The following is a 21,139-nucleotide window of genomic DNA, read 5'->3' as shown; positions in this document are numbered from 1 at the left end:
TCGAGGAAAAATAGTGGTCGACACGCCGACAACTCATCTCAGACAGCCGGTTTCCGGGGAGCCGGAGCCGAAGGGTTGGCTGGGGCTGGCCTTCATCCTGCCCGGCTTCCTCTTCATCCTGGTGCTGTTTCTCGTCCCACTCGCCATGACTATATGGATGAGCTTCTACAACTGGCCGCTGCTCGGCCGGAAGAAATTCATTGGTTTAGCCAATTACAGCGAACTGCTTGGCGATATGCAGCTCTGGCATTCGCTGGGCTTCACAATGCTCTATACCGTGCTGGTGACGGCGGCTATTTTCGTGGTGGCCTTTCCATTGGCATTACTCGTCGATCGCCCGTTGCGCTCGGCCGGCTTCTTCCGCACCATCTTCTTCATGCCTGTCGTCATCGGCTTTGGTGCCGCCTCCACGCTCTGGATGTGGCTGCTTAATCCCGATAGCGGCGTCTTCACACAGGTTCTGCGCGGCATTGGCCTGATCAGTTCGGCACCGCGTCCGCTCGAAAGCTTCTGGCCGGCGCTGGCCGTGATCATCCTGATGGTTGTCTGGAAGACGGCAGGTTTCACCATGGTCATTCTGCTGACTGGTCTGCAGGGCATTTCCAACGATGTGATCGAGGCCGCCAAGATCGATGGCGCAAGCGTCCTCAGCCGCTTCCGCCGCATTACCCTGCCACTGATGCGCAATTCGCTGGTGCTGGCGCTGGTGCTCAACGTCACCTCCTCCATGCTCGCCTTCGATCAGTTCTTCATCATCACCCAGGGCGGGCCGGAAAACAGCACGATCTCCGCGGTGTTCTCCATCTATCTCGCGTCCTTCTCGTCCTATCGGCTCGGTTATGGTTCAGCACTTTCCTTTGCGCTGTTGGTCGTGCTGGTCGCCATCAGTGCCATCCAATTCGTGCTGCTGCGCGAGCGCCCGGAGGAAGGTTGATGACCCAGCCGACAACAAGCACCAACCCGCGCGGCGGCCAAACGGGCTATCTGCTCTTCCTGCTCGCATCGATCGTGTTTGCGATCTTCTTCATCATGCCGATCGTCTGGTCGCTGGCGAACTCCTTCAAACCAGCCGCAGAAGCGCTCGCTAATCCGGCAGCATTGTTCTCCAAGACTTTCTCGCTGGAGAATTACCGGCGGCTCGAGAATGTCGGCGCCGGTTGGTATGTCTACGCCGCCAACTCGGTGGTGATCGCGATCGGCACGGTCGTGCTGACGGTCGTCGTTTCGGTACCTGCGGGCTACGGCTTCTCAAAGTTCAGATTTCCCGGCCAATCGATCCTCTTCGTGCTGATCATGGCGACGATGATGATCCCATTCCAGTCGATCCTCACACCACTGTTCCTGATCCTGAAGCTCCTCGGGCTGCAGAACAGCCTTGTCGGCTTGGTGCTGATCTATGTCACCTTCCAGCTGCCCTTCTCCGTCTTCATGATGCGCAATGCCTTTGATGCCGTGCCGAAGGCGCTGATCGAAGCGGCTCGCATCGACGGCGCCTCGCAGGCGACGATCCTGCGCCGCATCATGCTGCCGATTGCACTGCCCGGCGTCGCGACGGTGGCGATGTTCGCCTTCCTGAATTCGTGGAACGAGTTTCTGGCCGCCCTCATCTTCCTGTCGGATCAGAACAAGTTCACTCTGCCGATCATGCTGGTAAACGTATCCTCCGGTCTCTACGGCATTATCGACTGGGGCGCATTGCAGGCCGGTATCGCGGTCACCATGATCCCCTGCATCATCCTCTTCCTTCTTCTGCAACGCTATTATGTGCGCGGCCTGACGGCCGGCGCCGTGAAATGAGACGCGGCCCCGTCCGCTCAAGGAGTTTTCATGCCTATCGCCCAGAAATCCCAGTCACGAACCTCGATCGACCGCTACGTTCCAGCCGACCATACACGCGTCGCCTTCAATGGTGGCTTCTGGAAAAGTTGGACAGAAACCGTCCGTGATGTGACGATCCCCACCCAGCATATGCGGCTCGATGAGGAGGGCTTTCTCGAAGTGCTCGACTTCGACAAGCCCGCCGGCCCGCTGGTCCGGCCGATCCAGCCGAGCGGGCTGTCGATGCAGCATTTCTTCGATTCCGATTTCGGCAAATGGATCGAGGCGGCAAGCTACACACTGAAGAACAACCCGAACCCCGATATCGAAGCCAAGATCGACGCGATAGTCGAAAAGCTTGAACACGGCCAGATGGCCGACGGTTACCTGAACAGCTGGTTCATCCGCCGCGAGCCGGAGAAGCGCTGGACCAACTTGCGCGACCTGCATGAAATGTATTCGATGGGCCATCTGCTGGAAGGCGCCGTCGCCTATTACGAAGCAACCGGCAAACGCCGCTTCCTGGACGTAATGATCCGCGCCGTCGATCATATCATCGACACTTTCGGCCGCGAGCCGGGCAAGTTGCGCGGCTATGATGCGCATGAGGAAATCGAGCTGGCGCTGGTCAAACTCTATCGCGTCACCAAAGATCCACGCCACCTCAAGCTCGCCACGTATTTCGTCGACGAGCGCGGTCAGATGCCCTCCTATTATGACGAAGAGGCGCGCAAGCGCGGTGACGATCCGGCCAATTATGTGTTCCACACCTATGCCTACAGCCAGGCGCACATGCCGGTACGCGAGCAGACGCAAGTCGTGGGTCACGCAGTGCGAGCCATGTATTTGTTCTCGGCCATGGCCGATCTCGCCTTCGAAAACGACGACGAAAGCCTGAAAAGTGCTTGCGACCGGCTGTTTGACAATCTGGTGGGACGCCAGCTCTATGTCACCGGCGGCCTTGGCCCGTCGGCGTCGAACGAGGGCTTTACCCGCGAATATGATCTGCCCAACGAAACCGCCTATGCCGAGACCTGTGCGGCTGTGGCGCTCGGCTTCTTCAGCCATCGCATGGCACAGATCGAACTCGACAGCAAGTTCACCGACAAGCTCGAGACAGTTCTCTACAACGGCGCTCTGTCGGGCATCTCGCGAGACGGCGAGCACTATTTCTATGAGAACGTGCTCGAAAGCCACGGCCAGAACCGTCGCTGGAAATGGCACTACTGCCCCTGCTGCCCAACCAATATCGCCCGCTTCATCACCTCGCTGGGTCAATATTTCTACTCGACCAAGGCTGATGGGGTCGCAATTCATCTCTACGGCGAAAACACCGCGGAGCTTTCATTTGGCAATAGCTTCCTGCGCCTGACGCAGAACACGGAATATCCGTGGAACGGTGATGTCAGGATATCGCTTGGTCTAATGCAGCCAAAGCGCTTCACCCTGCGACTGCGCATTCCCGGCTGGTGCCGCGATGCTCACGCTTTCGTCAACGGCGAGGCGGCCAAGCTCGATATTACCAAGGGCTATGCGGCGCTCGAACGCGAATGGAGGGATGGCGACGAGGTTCGCCTCGCCTTCGATATGCCGGTCGATCGTCTCTACGCTCATCCCGCTGCGACAGAGGACAATGGCCGTTTTGCGCTGCGCAGAGGTCCGGTGATTTTCTGCGTCGAGGAAGCCGATCTCGGTACGGAGCCACAACGTCTCAGATTGCCCTCACAGGGGGACATTGTCGCACGCTTCGATGCAACGCTTCTCGGCGGTGCCACGATCCTCGAAGGTGATGCGCTCGAAGCCGATGCATCCGACTGGCAGGAGACGCTCTACCGCACTCAACCGCCGGCGCTGAAGCCGACGCGTTTTCGGGCAATTCCCTACCATCTCTGGGCAAACCGAGAGCCGGGCGCAATGGCCGTCTGGCTGCACGAAAAGTAAGGAGATCACAATGGCACGACTTGAACTGCGCAATGTGATCAAATCCTACGGGATCTACGAAGCTGTGCGCGGCATCAATCTCAACATCGAAGACAACGAATTCGTCGTCTTCGTCGGCCCGTCCGGCTGCGGCAAGTCGACGACCCTGCGCATGATCGCCGGACTGGAACACATCACCGGCGGCGATATCGTCATCGGCGATCAGGTCGTCAACCGGCTTGGCCCAGGAAAACGCGACATTGCAATGGTGTTCCAGAACTATGCGCTCTACCCGCATATGAGTGTCAGGGAAAATATCTCCTTCTGCCTTGAACAGCAGAAACTGCCGAAAGCGGAGATAGACGCGCGCATCAGCCGTGCGGCCGAGACGCTGCATATTACAGAACTCCTGTCGCGACGTCCCGGCCAGTTGTCGGGCGGACAGCGTCAGCGCGTCGCCATGGGCCGTGCCATCGTGCGCAACCCCAAGGTCTTCCTGTTCGACGAGCCGCTGTCCAATCTCGACGCCAAGCTGCGCGTGCAGATGCGCACCGAGATCAAGCGTCTGCACCAATTGCTGCCGACCACAACCGTCTACGTCACCCACGACCAGGTCGAGGCCATGACCATGGCCGACCGCGTTGTCGTGATGAATGGCGGCATCATCGAGCAGGCCGGGCCGCCGCAGGAACTCTATCATCACCCGGTCAGCCAGTTCGTGGCCGGCTTCATCGGCTCGCCGTCGATGAATTTCCTGAATGCAACGCTTGAGGCAGACAGAGACGGACTGATCGTCGTCCTCCAGAACGGCAGCCGCCTTGCCGTTCCGCAGGCACGGGTCTCAGAATATCGGGCGCATGCGGGCAAACCCGTCGTCTTCGGCATCAGACCGGAATCGATTTCAAGCACGACGCCGAAACCAGGTTTTGAAACCTTAGAGGCTAATATCGAGCTGGTGGAGCCGCTCGGACCGGAGACGATGATCTATTTCGACATCGGCCCGGTCAGCATCTGCGCCAATGTCGATCCTGAGAGCAATCCGCGCCCGCGCACGAAAATGCCGCTCTCCTTCAATATGAACCGCATGCATCTTTTCGATCCCGTCGGTGGCAGGTCGCTTTCGGCCTGACGTCCGCGGGTGGCCAAAAGGGGTTCCCTCATTAACCGAGGGGATCGCCGTGATCGCGCACCATTTGTCTCAGACGTGTGAAGACGGCCGGCGACTGGCGCACACCATCATGCTCGAATTCATTCGTCACCCAGGTTCGGACATTTCCGACGTCACGAGCAGTCGCGAGCGACAGTTCGGCATCGACATACATGTCGTCGAAATAGACCGCCGCGGCGACCGGGATCTCGTTCGACACCAGCCGGGCAGGATCGTAAAGCGGCTCGAACCCATCGTAACGTGCCAGCGCTTCAACGGCAGCGCGGAACGGCCGCAATGAACGAATTTCCTCAAACATCCACGGATACATCATCTCGCCGGTGAGATAGAGCGGCCGGCTTGCCTCACTAAATTCGGCGAACTCTGACCGGATGCGTTCCGCCGCCCAACCGGTCGCGCCGTTGCCCTGCCCATAAATGCTCTCCTGCAGGACGACAAACATCGGGTTCCCGTCATAGGACGTCAGCGATGTGATCGAAGCCAGGAATGCATCGGAAAAACGGGTTTCCTCCGGATCGGAAAATGCCTCATCGACCAGCCAGTGCACATTCTCGTATCCTGGTGCCATGCCGAAATCGATGCCGATGGTCTGTAACCGGCGCACTGTCAGGCGATCACCATCCGGAAGCCGTACATCATCGGCGGCAATACGCTCGGCGATACGCGTGATCCGGTTGCGATCAGCCGGATAGCGCTGATAATATTCCCGGTTCTTGGCCGCAACACGCGGATAGGTGCGGCGATAGACATCATCGGCCGTTGCCGAAAGCCCGGCCAATCCGCCGGTGACATAACAGGCGGCCAGTCCCTCCGGCGCCTCGGACAGATAGGTCAGCGTCAGGAAGCCGCCATAGCTCTGACCAAGGGTCTCCCAGCGCACCCCGCCGAACACGGTCTTCCGGATATGCTCGCAATCGGCGATGATGCTGTCGGCGCGAAAATGGCTGAGATACTTAGCACCGGCCTTCCCGTCCGCAAATGCTGCCACGGTGGCGCTCTCGATGCGGGTGCTCCGGCCGGTGCCGCGCTGATCGAGCAGCACGACACGGTAATTTTTAAGTGCTTCACCCAACCAGGACGGTCCACCACCCACCGGACGTGGCGACTTGCCGCCAGGACCGCCCTGCAAAAACAGCAGGAAAGGCAGCTTTTCCTGTTTTCGGGCGGGGTCACAGACCTCGCGTGCGAAGACTTTGATCGCTGTGGCATCAGGCCTTTTCCAGTCGAGCGGCACGTCGACGAGATGGTCGCGGATATGAACGCCGGGGATCGTGTATTCGCTGACGAGCATAATCAAATCCTGTAGATTGTTTGTCGACACAGTGCCTACAATTGCCCTATGCTGGAATCAAGCATTCAATTTCGGCAAAATTTACGGATAGATAGCGTGTCTCTTGCAGCCTGGTCCCATCCCGTCGCAGCCATTACTGACGAAGAACGGCATGCGCGCCTGTCGCGCCTGCGCGAACGCATGCAGGTGAGCGGCATCGCCGCCACTCTGCTCGGCCCAACCGAAAGCTTACGCTATTTCACCGGCCTCGTCTGGCACCTGAGCGAACGGCTGCTTGGCGCGGTCGTGACTGATGACAAGCTGATTTATATCGTTCCCGGTTTCGAGCGCAGCCGCGTCGAAACGCTGCCGCATCTGCCGGGTGATATCGCCGTCTGGGAAGAGGAGGAAAACCCGGCAGCACTCGTCTCGCGGCTCGTCGGGTCGACAGGCAAACTCGCTCTCGACGATGCGTTGCCGCTTGCCTTCTATCATGCCTTCACGGCACAGATGGGCGCAACACGTCTCGTGGATGGCGGGCCTGTCATCCGGGCCCTGCGTGCCATCAAATCGTCAGCGGAAATCGCCCTCATCCGATATGCGATGGGCCTTACGCTGGATATCCACCGCAAGGTCCGCGACACACTCACGCCCGGTACAGCCGCGTCCGACGTGGTGCGCTTCATCGACCAGCAGCATCGCGCGGCAGGCGCGGATGGTGGCTCGAGCTTCTGCATCGTCTCCTTCGGGGGAGCGACCGCGCTGCCGCACGGCGCAGACGGCGAACAGATCCTGCAGGCGGGCGATGTCATTCTCGTCGATACAGGCTGCCGCCTCGATGGCTATCATTCCGATCTGACCCGTACCTACATGCTGGAAGGAGATAATAATGCGTTCGAACGCGCCTGGGCGATCGAGCGCGAGGGGCAGCAGGCCGTATTCGACGCAGCAAAACTCGGCGCGCCCTGCGAAAGCCTTGATGCGGCCGCCCGCGACAAGTTTGCCCACCACGGCCTCGGTCCGGACTACCGCCTGCCCGGCCTGCCGCATCGCGCCGGCCACGGTCTCGGCCTCGACATCCATGAAGCGCCTTACATCGTCCGAGGCAACCAGACGCCGCTGGCACCGGGCATGTGCTTCTCGAACGAGCCTATGATCGTCTTCCCCGGTGCATTCGGCGTCCGCCTCGAAGACCATATTCATATGGGCGAAGACGGCGCGCATTGGTTCACGACACCGGCGGCCAATCCCTACGCGGTCTGAGTCTTTCACGCATAAGCTCGACGAACTCAGCTGACGCCGCCGATCCCTAGGAGCGGACGGTGTCAGGCATCAAGTGCAGCCAATATCTGCCTCGACCACCATAGGTCGATCATGGATGAAACGATTCTGCGGCGGGAACCGCTCGTTATCGCAGGGCCGCTGTTTCGATCCCATTTTCTTCCGCGCCCTGTCATCCCGACATAGCGATTGGTGTCATAAAAATTGCGCCGCTTACACAAAAGCGTCACTGATAACAGCTATGTTAAAGTCATCCGAATGAATTTAGGATTCATCCGAATGATTGAGGAACAACATTCGATCGACGCGAGATCGCGGTCGGGCCAATGGCAGATCGTCGAGAAACAGATCAATAGGGATATTGCTTCGGGTGCCCTTCCACCCGGAAGTCGGCTGCCAACCGAAGCCGAGATCATGGAGCAGTTCAAGGTCGGCCGTCATAGCGTTCGACGGGCGATCGCCGAGTTGGCCTCTGCCGGCAAGGTGCGGGTTGAGCAGGGTCGCGGCACCTTTGTGGAAGAGCATTCAGTCCTCACCTACAATATCGCCCGGCGAACACGTTTCCGCAAAAATCTCCTGGAACAGGGGCGCGTGCCCTCCGGCCAGCCGGTCTCGGAGTCTGAGATCGCTGCGCCACCCGGCGTCGCCGCGGCGCTGAAGCTTCCCGAAGGTGCAAAGGTCTATATGATCGCCCGGCGTGGCTTTGCCGACGATGTGCCGATCAGCCTCAGCCACTCCTACCATCCGGTCGAGCGCTTCCCTAACATGCATCTGCGCCGCCGCGCAGGGGAATCCGTCACCAGCATCTACGCTGCCTTCGGCATCCCCGATTATGTCCGGCAGACCACGATGATCCTCACCCGTCGCGCGATCGGCGATGAAGCGCAGCTTCTCGCCCAGTCGCCGCAGCAGCCGGTGCTGGTCGTCCAAAAGACCGACGTCGACATGGAAGGCCGGCCAATCGCCTATTCTGAGACGGTCTGGGCCGGAGAGCGCGTGCAATTCAGCATTGACAACGGGCCGGAGGATCGCGTCGCGACCACGGCGAAAGGACAGGACGATGAATGACACCATGGAAGCCGGCGCGCCCCCTGCCAGCTTCAGCCATGCAAGCATGCTCGACATACTTGCCAGGGCCGATGCCGAAGGAATCAAGGCAGTTGCAGAGGATTTGCTCGATGAACTCGGGCCGGTGGAGGTTCTCTTGAACCGCACCGGCCTTGCGATGTTGCCCTATATCGACACCGTCCAGAACACCGCTTTCCACCTCGGCGAGGTGCTGATGGCCGAAGCCCATATCCGCCTGCCGGCTCATGGCACAGAGGGTTATGGCGCTGTCGTCGGACGCGATCTCGAACATGCGATGGCCATGGCGGTCATCGATGCGAGCTTCGCGAGTGATATCGGCAAGGCTGGCATCGTGAATTTCCTGACAAGCGAACAGAGCCGTCAGACACAGGATGACGATATCAGGCTGCGCAAGGTCGAGGCGACGCGCGTGCGGATGGAGACCTTCTGATGAACCAGACCTTGCTCCTTCCGACCATTGAAGACATGCGCACCAACGCGACATTCGATGCGCTGATGTGGGCGCTTGCCCGCCCCGGCCGCGCCCAGCCTCTACCCTTTCCGGGTCTGCTCGCGCTGGCCGAAAGCCTGCTCGACCGCGAGTGCAGCTTCTTCTGCTTCGATGAAAGACTGAAGGCCGAGATTGCCAGGACCGGCGCGAATGCCGTTGCCCTGCCGGAGGCCGAATATGTTTTCGCATCGCTCGGTGGTCCTGCAGAGATTTCTACCCTGTCGGTGATGCTGGGTGGCAACCTCCTCTATCCCGATGCCTCGGCGACGATTTTCGCTGAAGCGCAGATCGGCTCGGGGACGATGCTTCGCCTCACCGGCCCTGGCGTCAATGGTTCCATCGATATCATGATTGGCGGCGTCCATTCGGATTTCTGGGCACTGCGCGCCGAAGCCATCCGTTATCCCCTCGGCTGGGACATTTATCTTGCCGACGGCGCAAGCCTTATCGGCATTCCCCGCTCCACGAAGATAGAGGTGCTCTGATGGCCTATGTTGCAACACGTGGCGGCGAACACGCCATTGAACAGTCCGAGCGTCTCTATCGCGAAGAGCTTGGGCAGATCGACAAGACCCGCGTCGACGCGATCGGCGAGAGCCTTCCCTATCTCGTCGACCGCGTCATGGGCGAGGCTTCTCTGTATGCGCCTGAACTTGCCGCACTTGCGCTCGCCCAGTCCGGCGGCGATCTCTATGAGGCGGTATTGCTGCTGCGTGCCTATCGCACGACCCAGCCGCGCCTGACGATCGCCGAGCCGGTTTGCCAGCAGGATCTCTTCACGGTGCGGCGTATTTCGGCCGCCTTCAAGGATATTCCGGGCGGCCAGATCCTGGGACCAACGCTCGACTACTCGCACCGGCTGCTGAATGTCGACGTCTTGAATGGAGCGACTTTTATTCCCGAACCTGTGGAATCTGCGGACAAGCCGGCACCCGCCACGCAGCCCTCGCTGACTGACTGGCAGAAGGCGCAGGGCTTGATCGCCGAAACGCCGACCAAGGACATACCGCTTGACGAGATCCCCGACGTAACGCGTGAGCCGCTACTCTTTCCGGCGAGCCGCGCCCACAAGCTGCAGAGCCTGGCACGCGCCGATACCGGTGGCACGCTGGCGCTCGGCTACTCGACCATGCGCGGTTATGGCAGTGTACATCCGACCGTCAACGAGCTCAGGCTCGGCGAGGCCAAGGTCCGTATCCGCCATCCCCGCGGTACGCTCTTCAGTGCCGGACGCGTGCGCGTCAGCCAGAGCGAGGTCATCTCCAAGAGCAAAGGGCTGGAACTCGGCTTTTCTGCCACCTTCGGCTGGAATGAGGTCAAAGTGATCGCCGCCGCCTCGCTCGATCTTGCCTCCAACCAGCCAAACCCGCATCCGGCGTCGAACGAGGAGTTTATCCTCTACCATACGGAACCCGTCGAAAGCTCGGGCTTCTGCATTCACTTCAAGCTGCCGCATTACGTGACCTTCCAGTCGAGCCTCGATGCGATCAGGCGCGTGAAGGCCGACAAAGCGAATGAAACCAGCGCGCCGCAGGACGGCGCGGTCAAGCAGGCCGAACTCGAAAAGGCAATGCCGTGAAACTCGATCAACTGACAAAACCCTGGGCGGCCTTCACCTACGGCTTCCTGGATGAATCCGCCAAGCGCGAGATGCGCCGCCGCATCCTGAAAGCCATTGCCATTCCCGGTTATCAGGTCCCCTATGCAAGCCGCGAAGTGCCGATCGCTCGTGGCTGGGGAACGGGCGGCCTGCAGGTGACGCTGACGCTCCTGAAACCCACCTCGATCGTCAAGGTCATCGACCAGGGCGCCGACGATTCCGTGAATGCCAGCAGCATCCGCAAATTCCTGCGCCGCGTCAGCTCGGCCAAGGAGACGCTGGACACGCTGGAGGCGGATATCATCCAGTCGCGCCACCGCATTCCGGAGGAGAAGCTGCGTGAGGACCAAATCCTCGTGTTGCAGGTTCCCAATCCCGAACCGTTGCGGCCCGTCCAGCCGGACATGTCGGAAGCGCGCATCATGCATGGCGACGCCGATTATGGTCAGCTCTGGCTGACGCTTTACGAGCAGCTCGTGCGCTCGGGCCGCATCATGCAAGGTTCCAGCTATCCCAGCATGGTCAACGGCCGACATGTCATGACCCCGTCACCGATCCCGCGCTGGGACGTGCCGAAGATGAACCAGGCGGCAAACCTCACCATCCTTTCGGCCGGCCGCGAAAAACGCATCCATGCCGTCCCGCCCTATACGCGCGTCGAGCCGCTCGTCTTCGACGACGTGCCCTACCGGGTCGAGGATCATGCTGACAAGATTTGTCATCGTAGCGGCGTAACAGGCTATTTCATGAACGAGCTGCCGCAGGACGACGGCTCATCGAGTTTCGAAGTCTCCGACAGCCAGTATGGCGTCAAGCATATCCGCAAGCGGGATGGTGAGACCGTTGCTATCGGCGAAACCTATTACAAGCAGGGGAGGATCGAGCAATGACCGCCGTAAATTTCTCCGCCTCCGATCCCTCTGCCTCGATGCGCCAACCACCTCGGCTGATGCTGTCCTCTCCCATCCTGGCGATGAACGGTATCCGCAAGAGCTTCGGCGATGTCCAGGCGCTGCGAGGCGTCGATGTTACCGCCTATCCGGGCGAAGTGCTCGGCATTGTCGGCGAATCCGGTTCCGGCAAGTCGACCCTGCTCAGGATGATGAACCTCGAAGACAGGCCAGATAACGGTGAATACCGGCTAGCGCTTCCCGGCCGTGAGGACCTCAATCTCTTCACGCTCGACCGTTTCGAGCGGCGAATGCTGCGGGCGCGCCATATCGGCATCGTCTACCAAAACCCGCATCTTGGCCTCAGGATGAACCACACGAGCAGCGGCAATGTTGCCGAACGGCTGCTGATTGCCGGCGAGCGGAATTTCGCCATTCTTCGTGCACGCGCGAAAGACGCGCTCGATGCCTCGGAATTTCCGGCCGCGCGCATGGATGCCCGCCCCGCGGAACTCTCCGGCGGCATGCAGCAGCGCGTGCAGCTTGCGAAGGCAATCGCGCTCGAACCTGCGCTCCTGCTGCTCGACGAGCCGACAACAGGCCTCGATGTTAGTGTTCAGGCGCTGGTCCTCGACACGCTGAAGCGTCTGCAGCGCGAGCGCCGTATCACCATCGTCATCGTTTCGCATGATCTCGGTGTTATCCGCACCATGGCGGATCGTGTGATGGTGATGCGCAACGGCGAAGCCGTGGAGGAAGGCCTTGCTGATCAGATCTTCCAGGATCCGCAGCATGAATATACGCAGCAGCTCGTGCATGCGAAGCTTTGACAGGAGACTGACCCGGTGAACATGCATACACATCCTGCCACCGCAGCGCAGACGATCCTTTCAGTTCAGGGATTGGCGAAGCATTTCGAGATGCATCATCTCAAGCGCACGCTCCATGCCTTCGACAAGGTTGATTTCGAACTGCATGAGGGCGAATTCATCCTGCTGACAGGCGAAAACGGCGCAGGCAAATCGACATTGCTGCGCACGCTTTATCGCTCCTACATACCGCGGGCGGGCCACGCCTATTATCACACCCGCGAAGGGGTCATCGACCTGACGGTTGCAGCCGATGTCGATATAGCCTTTCTGCGCAAGCGGGAGATCGGCTTCGTGACGCAGTTCCTGCAGGCGCGTCCGCGTGTGGCTGCCGAAGAGCTGGTCGCTGAGCCGCTGCGGCTTGCCGGTCGGCCTTACGGCGAAGCGATCGACGAGGCCCGCCGATGGCTGTCCGCCTTCGGCGTCAAGCCCGACCTCTGGGCCGCCTACCCCTCCACCTTCTCTGGCGGCGAACAGCAAAAGGTCAATCTGGCGCGTGCGCTCATCCTGCCGCAACGGCTTCTGTTTCTCGACGAGCCGACCGCCTCGCTCGACAAGAATGCCCGCCGCGCCCTCGTTGCCCGCCTCGCTGAGCTGAAAGCTGCTGGCGTTGCGATGATTGGCGTTTTTCACCACCCCGACGACGTCGCGGATCTCATTGACCGCGAAATCAGTCTTCACACCCGACAGATCCAAGATGGAGCATATGATGTGGCTGAGTGATTTCGAAATCGTACTGCGCGATAGAACCATACCGCGCGGCGCAGTCCGGATCGAAGATGGTTTCATCGCCGACGTCAGGGAAGATCCGGTGGCCTCAGCCGATATCAACGGCGGTGGCAGGCTGCTGCTTCCTGGCTTCATCGACATGCACGGCGATATGATCGAACGCGAGATTGAGCCTCGGCCGAATGTGCGCTTCCCACTGGAACTCGGCATCTTCGAACTCGATAAGAAGCTCGCCGGCAACGGCATCACCACCGCATACGCGGCTTTGTCCTTCCATGCCAATAGCGGCTACGGACACATTCGCTCGGAAGAACATTCGCGCTCGATCATCCAGACACTCGTCGAGCTCCGGAAGAACGATCTTCTGATCGACCACAGGGTTCATGCGCGCTTCGAAATCACTTTCACTCATGCCCGAGTCGTGATCGAGGATCTGCTGCGGGCCGGTGCGCTCGATCTCGTCTCGCTGATGGACCATACGCCGGGTCAGGGCCAGTACCGCGATGTCGAGCGGCATATCGAGACGATCGCGCGCAACAACAAGATCACGATCGAACAGGCTGCCCATCGCGTGCGCGAACGCATGGAAAACCGCGCCCAGAACAATGACGCGGTCGACAATCTTGAAGGCATTGCAGCAACGGCCCGAGACCACGGCGTCATCATTGCCTCCCACGACGATGATAGCATCGAGAAAGTCGTGATCGTCGAAGGGCTGGGTGCACGCATCAGCGAATTTCCGGTGACGATGGCCGCAGCACAAGAGGCCCGCAAGCTCGGACTTGCAACGGCCATGGGCGCACCGAACGCGCTTCGCGGTCTGTCCTATTCAGGCAACCTTTCTGCACGCGAGGCCTATGAACGCGGCGTTCTCGATATCCTGGCAAGTGATTATCATCCCTCCGCCATGCTTCCGGCGGCGATCGCGCTCGCCGAAGCTGGATCGGGCGGGTTGGCGGCTTCTGTCGCGCTGGTCAGCGCCAACCCCGCCCGAGCGCTCGGGCTTATGGACCGGGGCGCAATCGAAGTCGGGCTTCGTGCCGATCTCGTCATCGCCGAGCATGGCCGCCTTCCGCGGGTACGAGCCACCTTCTGCCGGGGCAAGCAGGTTTACTCAGACGGAATTGTCCGGCGATTTCAACGGGCTGCGTAAGTGGCCTGATGCAGCAAGGCGTCACGCGCTCTCCTGCGACAAAATACATCCGGAAATTCCGGATGTATTACTTGATAGAAATAGCGTAACTATCGGCAAATATTGAGAAATTACTTAATAAAACTGTCACATTGGAATGTTATATTTTATTTCATAGACTGATATTAAGTATAATTCAGGTTCGTCTTTGGCGTTTCTGACAAGCAGAGGTTTTCCGGTGCTTGAACTTCACTCTCTCAGGAAGAAATTCGGTCAAACACACGCGGTCGACGATGTAAATCTTTCGATCGATGCCGGGCAAATGGTCGGCATTATCGGTCGCAGTGGCGCCGGCAAGTCGACGTTGCTCCGGCTGATCAATCGCCTGGTCGATCCGACATCGGGCACCATCATGTTCGACGGCAAGGACATTACCAAGCTGCGCGGCCGTGAATTGCGCCTCTGGCGCGCCTCCTGCGCCATGGTGTTCCAGCAGTTCAATCTGGTCGAGCGCATGGATGTGCTGACCAATGTGCTGATCGGCCGCGTCGCCCAGCACGGCTTTATCTCTTCCATGCTTCGCCGTTTCACGGACGAGGAAAAGGAGATGGCAATCCGCGCACTCGACCGGCTCGACCTCGTGCCGCAGGCGCTGCAGCGGGCCGGTACCCTGTCGGGCGGACAACAGCAGCGCGTGGCCATCGCCAAGGCGCTGGTACAGAACCCGAAGATCATGCTTGCCGACGAGCCGATCGCCTCGCTCGACCCGGCCAATGCGACGCGGGTCATGGAGGCGCTGCGTAAGATCAACCGCGAGGACGGCATTACCGTTCTGGTCAATCTTCATACGCTCGATACTGCCCGGAACTATTGCGAACGCATCATTGCCATGCGGGCCGGGCGGGTGCGCTTTGACGGCGCGCCGGCGGATCTGACCCAGGAGCGGGTCCGCGAAATTTACGGTACCGACGATTACGACGCAGAAATCGACGAGGCCGTGACATCCACCTCATTCAACGCAGGTCGAGCCACAAAAGAAAAGGTTTACCAGGCGGTATGAGTTTCGCCCGCGGCGGCGCCAGGCCGCGGGCTTCTTTTTGCAACAGGAGAGTTGGAATGAAAAACGTCCTCATGCTTGCGGCCGTAACGGCTGCGCTTGCCCTTTCCAGCGAGGCCCACGCCGACGGCTGGAAAGACCAGTACAAGACGATCCGCCTCGGCGTTCTCTCGGGCGAGAACGAAAAGGACCGTATCGCACGCCGCGTCGGCTTCCAGCAGTATCTTGAAAAGGAACTCGGCGTGAAGGTCGAGATCTTCACCGCCGGCAATTATGACGGCGTCATCCAGGCGCTTGCATCCGACCAGATCGAATTCGCCTTCCTCGGCTCCTCGGCCTATGCTGCCGCCTATACCGAGACCAATGGTGGCGTTGAGCCGCTGCTCGCCGGCCAGGAACAGGACGGCTCGACCGGCTACTATTCCGTCGTCACCGTTCGCTGCGATTCCGGCTACAAGTCGGTCGACGACCTCAAGGGCAAGGTTCTCGCCTTCGCCGATCCGGATTCGACCTCCGGCTACGCCGTGCCCTACTATAACCTCGTTAAGCAAGGCTACGATCCTAAGACCTTCTTCTCTGCCATTCCCTTCTCCGGCGCACACGAGACCGGCGTGATGGCGGTTGCCAACAAGCAGTTCGATGCTGCGGCGACCTATATCAACAACGACATCAGCGGCATACCGCAGCGCATGGAATCCAAGGGCATGATCCCGAAGGGCGAGATCTGCCGCATCTGGCAGTCGCCTGAGATCACCAACGGTCCCTTCACAACCCGCACGAACCTGCCGGCCGACATGATCGCCGAGGTCAAGGCGGCGGTAAAGGCAACGCCTGAAAAGGCGCCCGACGCCTTCAAGGAAATGAGCGGTGGCGACAACTCCACCTCCAAGGGGTATGTCGATGTCAATCACCAGCGTTACCAGTGGATCGTCGACATGCGCGACTGGCTGAAGAAGCAACGCCGCAACGGCTGATATCTTCCACCGACGCCAAACAACGGGAGCGCCGCGCCCTCTGGCGCTCCCACGACCGGGATCAGACATGACGACAGCATCGCCCTCTATCGCCATCCGCCAGTTCGAGGCCGAATACCATCGCATCCGCAGTCGCACCAAAATCATGCAGCTTGTTTCAGTCGCGGTCTTTGCCGCCGCGGTGCTGCTGACGGCCTGGACGGGTGGCTTCTTCGACATGACCGAGGTCAATCTGCCCTCTGGCGAACGCATCACCACCTGGAAATTATGGGCGTCACTACCCCGGCTCGGCGAATATCTCTACAAGACCTTGCCGCACCTGCGCATCGAGACACTCGGCTCTGACCTTGCCGAATGGTTCTGGCGCTGGCCGGTCTGGCTGGAACTGCTCGGCGAAACGATCCTGATCGCCTATGTCGCGACGTTTTTCGGTGTCGTCGGCGCCTTCACCCTGAGCTTCCCGGCTGCTCGCAACCTCAGCCCCAACGGTTTTTTGCTGATCGCTTCCCGTCGTTATCTGGAGGTCATTCGCACGGTTCCGGATATCGTCTGGGCGCTGATCTACGTCTTCTGCTTCGGTGTCGGGCCGCTTGCCGGTGTGCTGGCGATCGCCACGCATGCAACGGGTTCGCTCGGCAAGCTGTATTCAGAGGTCAACGAGAATATTGACATGCGGCCGCTGGAAGGCGTCAAGGCCTCGGGCGGCACCTGGTTCCAGCAGATGCGCTATGGCGTCGTCCCCCAGGTCATCCCCAATATCATCAGCTACACGCTGCTGCGTTTCGAGATCAATGTCCGCTCCTCCTCGATCATCGGCTATGTTGGCGCCGGCGGCCTCGGCCAGGAGATCCGCACGGCTATGTCGCTTCAGGAATATACCGATCTCTCGGCGCTCTTCGTCATCATCCTCGTCACCGTCGTGATCATCGATTTCCTGAGCGAGAAACTGCGCCATCGCATCATCGGCTTTGAAAGCCGGAGTATCTGAGACATGACAGACGCCTCTTCTCTCTCCGAACTTCGGCAGCGCGTACCGGACGCCTTCAAGGTGTCGCCGCGCGTACGGTTGATGCGCTATGCCGGCGCGGCTGCCCTGATCCTGCCGCTCATTGCCGGTTTCTATCTCTTCGACTTCTCGCCTGCACGCATTCTGAATGGCCTATCGCGGCTCGGGATGATCTTCTCTTTCATGTTCCCGCCCTATATCTGGACGACGTGGCAGGAATGGAGCGATGTGCTCGTCGGCCTTGGCCAGACGATCTCGATGGCGTTTCTCGGAACGCTGCTTGGGGCGCTCGTCGCCTTTCCGCTCGCCTTTCTCGGTGCGAAGAACATCATGCCGCTCGGCTGGGTGCGACTGTCGACCCGCCGCGGTTTCGATGCGCTGCGCGCCGTCGAGCAGATCGTGCTCGCGCTGATCTTCATCCGCGCCTTCGGCCTCGGCCCGCTTCCGGGCGTCTTCGCCATCGCCGTCTCGGAAATCGGCACATTCGCCAAGCTCTTTTCGGAAGCGATCGAAAACACCTCGCGCAAACCCGTCGATGGCGTCCTGGCCTCTGGCGGCGGACCGCTGCAGACCATCCGGCTTGCCATCATGCCTCAGGCCATGCCGGTGATCCTGTCGATCATGCTCTATAATTTCGAGTCCAATACCCGCTCCGGGACCATCCTTGGCATCGTCGGCGCCGGCGGCATCGGTTTTCTGCTGGCGGATCGCATTGCCGCCTATCGCTGGCCGGAAGCCTGGACGATCATCTTCCTGATCGTCGCCGTCGTCTACGCTATCGACCTTACCTCCGCCTGGCTGCGCGGCAAGATCATTGGCAAGAACGACAGTGTGCGCTAGGCAACGGAAGAGCGTGGCAAGGGAAATTGAATGGCTAGGGTAATGGTGGTCGGTAACGCCAATGTGGACCGGATCTGGTGGCTCGACCGGCCGCTTGTGCCGGGCGGGAGGCTCTCCTGCCAGTCGATCGAAAAACGCTATGGCGGCGGCGGCTTCAATACCGGACTGGTTCTGCTAGATCTCGGCCACGAAGTCGTTCTAGTTGCCAGCCTCTATGATGATGATGAAGGACGCGCCTATCTGAAGAATCTTGGCAAGCGTGGCTTCAATACCGATTTTGTCGACCTCGTGCCCGGCACGACGCCATCAGTGGAGATCCTTGTCGACATCAATGGCGAACGCACCATCATCGCGCCGGCCGGTCGCCGCAGGCCCGGCATCGAGGCCTTGCCGCAAGTCGATGCCTCGCTGGTCTATCTCAATGCGCGCGCCATGAGTGCCACCGCGCTGCGGCAACTAGATGATTTCGATCGGGTGGTGTCGCAATATCCGCTCTTTGCCGAGCGCCGACCCGCGAATGTTCTCATCGCTTCGCGTTCAGACATGAAAGGTGCAGCACAAGCCGCCTGGCAGACAGCTGCCGAGATAGCAGAGCCGCGGCTCGAAACTCTCGTCCTGACGAGTGGTATGCAACCTATCGAAATCGTCACTGGCCAAGACCAGGTTATCGTCGACGTGCCGCGCGCCGCCCCGGTGCGCGATACGACGGGAGCCGGAGACTATTTTGCCGGCGGTTACATTGATGCCATGATCGGAGGGCTCGATGCCAGCTCGGCAGCATTGGCCGGCTGCAAAGCCGCGGCGGCGCGCCTCGCAGCCTCCGAACATGCCGGCCCTTGAAAGACACGCCTGCAGATCTCACCTGATGATCTCCATTGTTCACCTGTCGAACTGACAGCCCTTTGCCATCAGCAGTCGCTGCCGTTCCTCAACGTCGACGCTTCACGCGTCGGAGGAGATTTCATGGGATTCATTGATCGTGACATCCAGCCGTCGTCCGACGCCGGGCTGCTGGACGCCTATTCTGAAACGGTGTCGAATGCGGTCGATATGGTCGGCCCGGCGGTCAGCCGTATTGAACGCGTTGGCGGGCGGGCGGGGCATGGTTCCGGCTTCGCCATCTCGCCGGATGGCCTCGTCGTCACCAACAATCACGTCGTCGGTGATGCGAAGTCCGTCACCATCAAAACCCCTGATGGTGTCGTCGTCGAAGGCCGCGTGCTTGGACGCGATGAGGATACCGACCTTGCCCTGATCCGAGCCAACGACTGGTCCGGCGCCTGGGCGCATCTTGCCGACTCCAAAAAGTTGAAGCGCGGGCATATTGCAGTCGCCATCGGCAATCCACTCGGCTTCGAATGGACCGTTACGGCCGGCGTCGTTTCTGCGCTCGGGCGCTCCATGCGTGCCGCCAGCGGCCGGCTGATGGAAGATATCATCCAGACCGATGCAGCACTCAATCCTGGCAATTCGGGTGGTCCGCTGGTCTCTTCGACCGGCGAGGTCATCGGCGTCAATACCGCCGTCATCCAAGGTGCTCAAAGCATTGCCTTTGCGGTCGCCTCGAATACCGCCAAGCATGTCGTGTCGGAAATCCTGCGCTTCGGCGAGGTCCGCCGCGGATATATCGGCATTGCCGCCGATACGGTCGACCTGCATCGACGCATTGCGCTTGAGGCCGGCGTTCCGCAGCGCACGACAGTGCGCCTGCGCCGAGTCGAAGACGCGGGTCCTGCTGCGAAAGCCGGCCTTCGCGAAGGCGATTATCTGCTCGCTATTGGTGGTCAACCGGTATCGGGAATTGACGACGTCGTCCGACTTCTGGACGGGTCGACGATCGATACGGACGTCGATGTGCTGATCTTTTCCGTCGCGGGCCGGATCGAACGGCGCACCGTTCGCCCTTCGAAAAGAATACATTAGTATTGACGATCGCCAGACAGAGAAGAGAACGAAGTCGAAGCTCGCCTTCGTTCTCCAGCAGCGGCATTGATCCTGCTGCCTATGCAACGAGCCTCCGCACCTCGATCTCGGCGATAAATTCGGGGCGAACTTGATCCCCATCTTCTCGATGAAGGCATCGAGCTAACGCACACGATCTTCGGAGCGGTAGGCAACGTCCGGTTTGCCCGACTGTCCGAAGCCGGTTTTGGCATGCATTCGTAATACGCACGACCGTATTAATGCCCTGGTTTGTGCGGAAAAACCGCAGAAAAACAAAGGCACCAGCCTGAGGGCGGGTGCCTTGCTCGCTACTTCAGCGACATCGCATCAAATCATGTCACGAAGATCCGGGCACGGTCGATGTCGCCGCAAGCAACCCCTGAAGAGCAGACGGCTCCGTAGAGAAGGCGTCGTAAACACAGGGCGCTGCAAACACAGCCGCTCCCAGAATGCAGATGATGACCCTTTTCATTGAAACCTCCGTGGACGCAGGCAAGCTGCGCTGAGTTCGTATCCGGACCGTTTACACAAGGTTCAGCTCGACATTGATGTTGCCGCGCGTCGCCTTCGAATAGGGGCAAGTCTGGTGCGCCTCGTCGACCAGCGCGCGGGCGACCTCCGGCTCCAGACCCGGCAGGCTGATATTGAGGCGCGCCTGCAGGAAATAGGCGTCGCCGGTCATGCCGAGGTCGACCTCGGCGTCAACAGCCGTATCAGCGGGAAGCCTCAGCTTGCGCTTGCCGGCAGCCAGGCCCATCGCGCCGATGAAGCAGGCCGACCAGCCGGCAGCGAAGAGCTGTTCGGGATTGGTGCCGGCATGGGCACTGCCCGGAGGCGAAAGCTTCACATCGAGCTGCGCATCGCTGCTGCGCGCGGCGCCGTCGCGGCCGCCTGTCGTATGGGTCCTGCCGGTATAGAGAACCTTTTCAATCGTCGTCATGAGAGCACTCCTTGGTTTGCTATCGCTATCTGCGACATCTGGTGACGGAGTGGTTTTTGACAGTCCGACGTATCCCCTATGTTTCTAAAATCGGCCGAACTGTATCAAAGCGTAGCGACAGT

General features: G+C 60.1%; 21 protein-coding genes. 19 read left to right on the top strand and 2 right to left on the bottom strand.

Annotated features, from left to right (window positions below; translation table 11 throughout):
• Nucleotides 1–13 precede the first annotated feature (13 nt).
• The 4 genes from FHX08_RS19585 to FHX08_RS19570 are packed head-to-tail and all read left to right on the top strand — an operon-like array spanning nt 14 to nt 4,867.
• Nucleotides 14–934 carry a carbohydrate ABC transporter permease gene (locus tag FHX08_RS19585; protein WP_132655253.1) on the top strand — a complete coding sequence of 307 codons (921 nt, stop codon included), beginning with the start codon at nt 14–16 and terminating at the stop codon, nt 932–934.
• Nucleotides 934–1,797: a carbohydrate ABC transporter permease gene (locus FHX08_RS19580; protein ID WP_132655251.1), complete on the top strand. Its 864-nt coding sequence runs from the start codon at nt 934–936 to the stop codon at nt 1,795–1,797. Before FHX08_RS19585 ends, FHX08_RS19580 begins: the two co-directional genes overlap by 1 nt.
• A 30-nt stretch (nt 1,798–1,827) precedes the next feature.
• A complete protein-coding gene (locus tag FHX08_RS19575) occupies nt 1,828–3,759 on the top strand; it encodes a glycoside hydrolase family 127 protein (RefSeq protein ID WP_132655249.1) in 1,932 nt (643 codons plus the stop codon).
• 10 nt (nt 3,760–3,769) lie between these two features.
• Nucleotides 3,770–4,867, top strand: coding sequence for an ABC transporter ATP-binding protein (locus FHX08_RS19570; protein WP_132655247.1), 1,098 nt, complete (start codon nt 3,770–3,772; stop codon nt 4,865–4,867).
• Nucleotides 4,868–4,898: 31 nt separating this feature from the next.
• Here the strand turns inward: FHX08_RS19570 and FHX08_RS19565 are convergent, their stop codons facing one another.
• Entirely contained in the window at nt 4,899–6,197 is a 1,299-nt protein-coding gene (locus tag FHX08_RS19565; RefSeq protein WP_132655245.1) for an alpha/beta fold hydrolase, read from the bottom strand.
• Between the two features lie 96 nt (nt 6,198–6,293).
• Between FHX08_RS19565 and FHX08_RS19560 the strand changes: the two genes are divergently transcribed.
• The 15 genes from FHX08_RS19560 to FHX08_RS19490 all read left to right on the top strand — a co-directional run bounded on the left by FHX08_RS19560 (nt 6,294) and on the right by FHX08_RS19490 (nt 20,056).
• Nucleotides 6,294–7,439 carry a Xaa-Pro peptidase family protein gene (locus FHX08_RS19560; protein ID WP_245508312.1) on the top strand — a complete coding sequence of 382 codons (1,146 nt, stop codon included), beginning with the start codon at nt 6,294–6,296 and terminating at the stop codon, nt 7,437–7,439.
• Between the two features lie 297 nt (nt 7,440–7,736).
• The gene (gene phnF, locus FHX08_RS19555) at nt 7,737–8,525 is read left to right on the top strand and encodes a phosphonate metabolism transcriptional regulator PhnF (RefSeq protein WP_132655241.1); all 789 of its coding nucleotides are present in this window, start codon (nt 7,737–7,739) and stop codon (nt 8,523–8,525) included.
• Nucleotides 8,518–8,976, top strand: a complete 459-nt coding sequence (locus FHX08_RS19550; protein ID WP_132655239.1) for a phosphonate C-P lyase system protein PhnG — start codon at nt 8,518–8,520, stop codon at nt 8,974–8,976. The genes phnF and FHX08_RS19550 overlap by 8 nt, the downstream gene beginning before the upstream one ends.
• Nucleotides 8,976–9,521 carry a phosphonate C-P lyase system protein PhnH gene (phnH, locus tag FHX08_RS19545; RefSeq protein WP_132655237.1) on the top strand — a complete coding sequence of 182 codons (546 nt, stop codon included), beginning with the start codon at nt 8,976–8,978 and terminating at the stop codon, nt 9,519–9,521. The genes FHX08_RS19550 and phnH overlap by 1 nt, the downstream gene beginning before the upstream one ends.
• Nucleotides 9,521–10,615, top strand: coding sequence for a carbon-phosphorus lyase complex subunit PhnI (locus FHX08_RS19540; RefSeq protein ID WP_132655235.1), 1,095 nt, complete (start codon nt 9,521–9,523; stop codon nt 10,613–10,615). The genes phnH and FHX08_RS19540 overlap by 1 nt, the downstream gene beginning before the upstream one ends.
• Nucleotides 10,612–11,526 (top strand): alpha-D-ribose 1-methylphosphonate 5-phosphate C-P-lyase PhnJ, encoded by a 915-nt coding sequence (locus tag FHX08_RS19535; RefSeq protein ID WP_132655233.1) that lies wholly within the window; start codon nt 10,612–10,614, stop codon nt 11,524–11,526. The genes FHX08_RS19540 and FHX08_RS19535 overlap by 4 nt, the downstream gene beginning before the upstream one ends.
• On the top strand, nt 11,523–12,356 hold the full coding sequence (locus FHX08_RS19530; protein WP_132655231.1) for an ATP-binding cassette domain-containing protein: 834 nt from the start codon (nt 11,523–11,525) through the stop codon (nt 12,354–12,356). The genes FHX08_RS19535 and FHX08_RS19530 overlap by 4 nt, the downstream gene beginning before the upstream one ends.
• A gap of 21 nt (nt 12,357–12,377) precedes the next feature.
• On the top strand, nt 12,378–13,118 hold the full coding sequence (locus FHX08_RS19525; protein WP_132655456.1) for a phosphonate C-P lyase system protein PhnL: 741 nt from the start codon (nt 12,378–12,380) through the stop codon (nt 13,116–13,118).
• Nucleotides 13,105–14,277 (top strand): alpha-D-ribose 1-methylphosphonate 5-triphosphate diphosphatase, encoded by a 1,173-nt coding sequence (locus tag FHX08_RS19520; protein WP_132655454.1) that lies wholly within the window; start codon nt 13,105–13,107, stop codon nt 14,275–14,277. Before FHX08_RS19525 ends, FHX08_RS19520 begins: the two co-directional genes overlap by 14 nt.
• A gap of 217 nt (nt 14,278–14,494) precedes the next feature.
• Nucleotides 14,495–15,316 carry a phosphonate ABC transporter ATP-binding protein gene (gene phnC / locus FHX08_RS19515; protein WP_132655229.1) on the top strand — a complete coding sequence of 274 codons (822 nt, stop codon included), beginning with the start codon at nt 14,495–14,497 and terminating at the stop codon, nt 15,314–15,316.
• A gap of 56 nt (nt 15,317–15,372) precedes the next feature.
• Nucleotides 15,373–16,287: a phosphonate ABC transporter substrate-binding protein gene (phnD, locus tag FHX08_RS19510; protein WP_132655227.1), complete on the top strand. Its 915-nt coding sequence runs from the start codon at nt 15,373–15,375 to the stop codon at nt 16,285–16,287.
• Nucleotides 16,288–16,354: 67 nt separating this feature from the next.
• The gene (gene phnE, locus FHX08_RS19505) at nt 16,355–17,275 is read left to right on the top strand and encodes a phosphonate ABC transporter, permease protein PhnE (protein ID WP_132655225.1); all 921 of its coding nucleotides are present in this window, start codon (nt 16,355–16,357) and stop codon (nt 17,273–17,275) included.
• Nucleotides 17,276–17,278: 3 nt separating this feature from the next.
• Complete coding sequence (gene phnE, locus FHX08_RS19500) at nt 17,279–18,133, top strand: phosphonate ABC transporter, permease protein PhnE (protein ID WP_132655223.1); 855 nt, start codon at nt 17,279–17,281, stop codon at nt 18,131–18,133.
• Nucleotides 18,134–18,163: 30 nt separating this feature from the next.
• On the top strand, nt 18,164–18,973 hold the full coding sequence (locus FHX08_RS19495) for a PfkB family carbohydrate kinase (protein WP_132655221.1): 810 nt from the start codon (nt 18,164–18,166) through the stop codon (nt 18,971–18,973).
• A 123-nt stretch (nt 18,974–19,096) separates the two neighbouring features.
• The gene (locus FHX08_RS19490) at nt 19,097–20,056 is read left to right on the top strand and encodes a S1C family serine protease (protein ID WP_132655219.1); all 960 of its coding nucleotides are present in this window, start codon (nt 19,097–19,099) and stop codon (nt 20,054–20,056) included.
• Between the two features lie 544 nt (nt 20,057–20,600).
• Here FHX08_RS19490 and FHX08_RS19485 read toward each other — a convergent pair.
• On the bottom strand, nt 20,601–21,017 hold the full coding sequence (locus FHX08_RS19485; protein ID WP_132655217.1) for an organic hydroperoxide resistance protein: 417 nt from the start codon (nt 21,015–21,017) through the stop codon (nt 20,601–20,603).
• Nucleotides 21,018–21,139: the final 122 nt, after the last annotated feature.

This window comes from Rhizobium sp. BK529, assembly GCF_014194105.1.
In the GTDB taxonomy this organism is placed as follows: Bacteria; Pseudomonadota; Alphaproteobacteria; order Rhizobiales; family Rhizobiaceae; genus Rhizobium.
The sequence above is the reverse complement of the archived record's forward strand: the minus strand, read 5'-3'. Positions and strand labels throughout refer to the sequence as shown.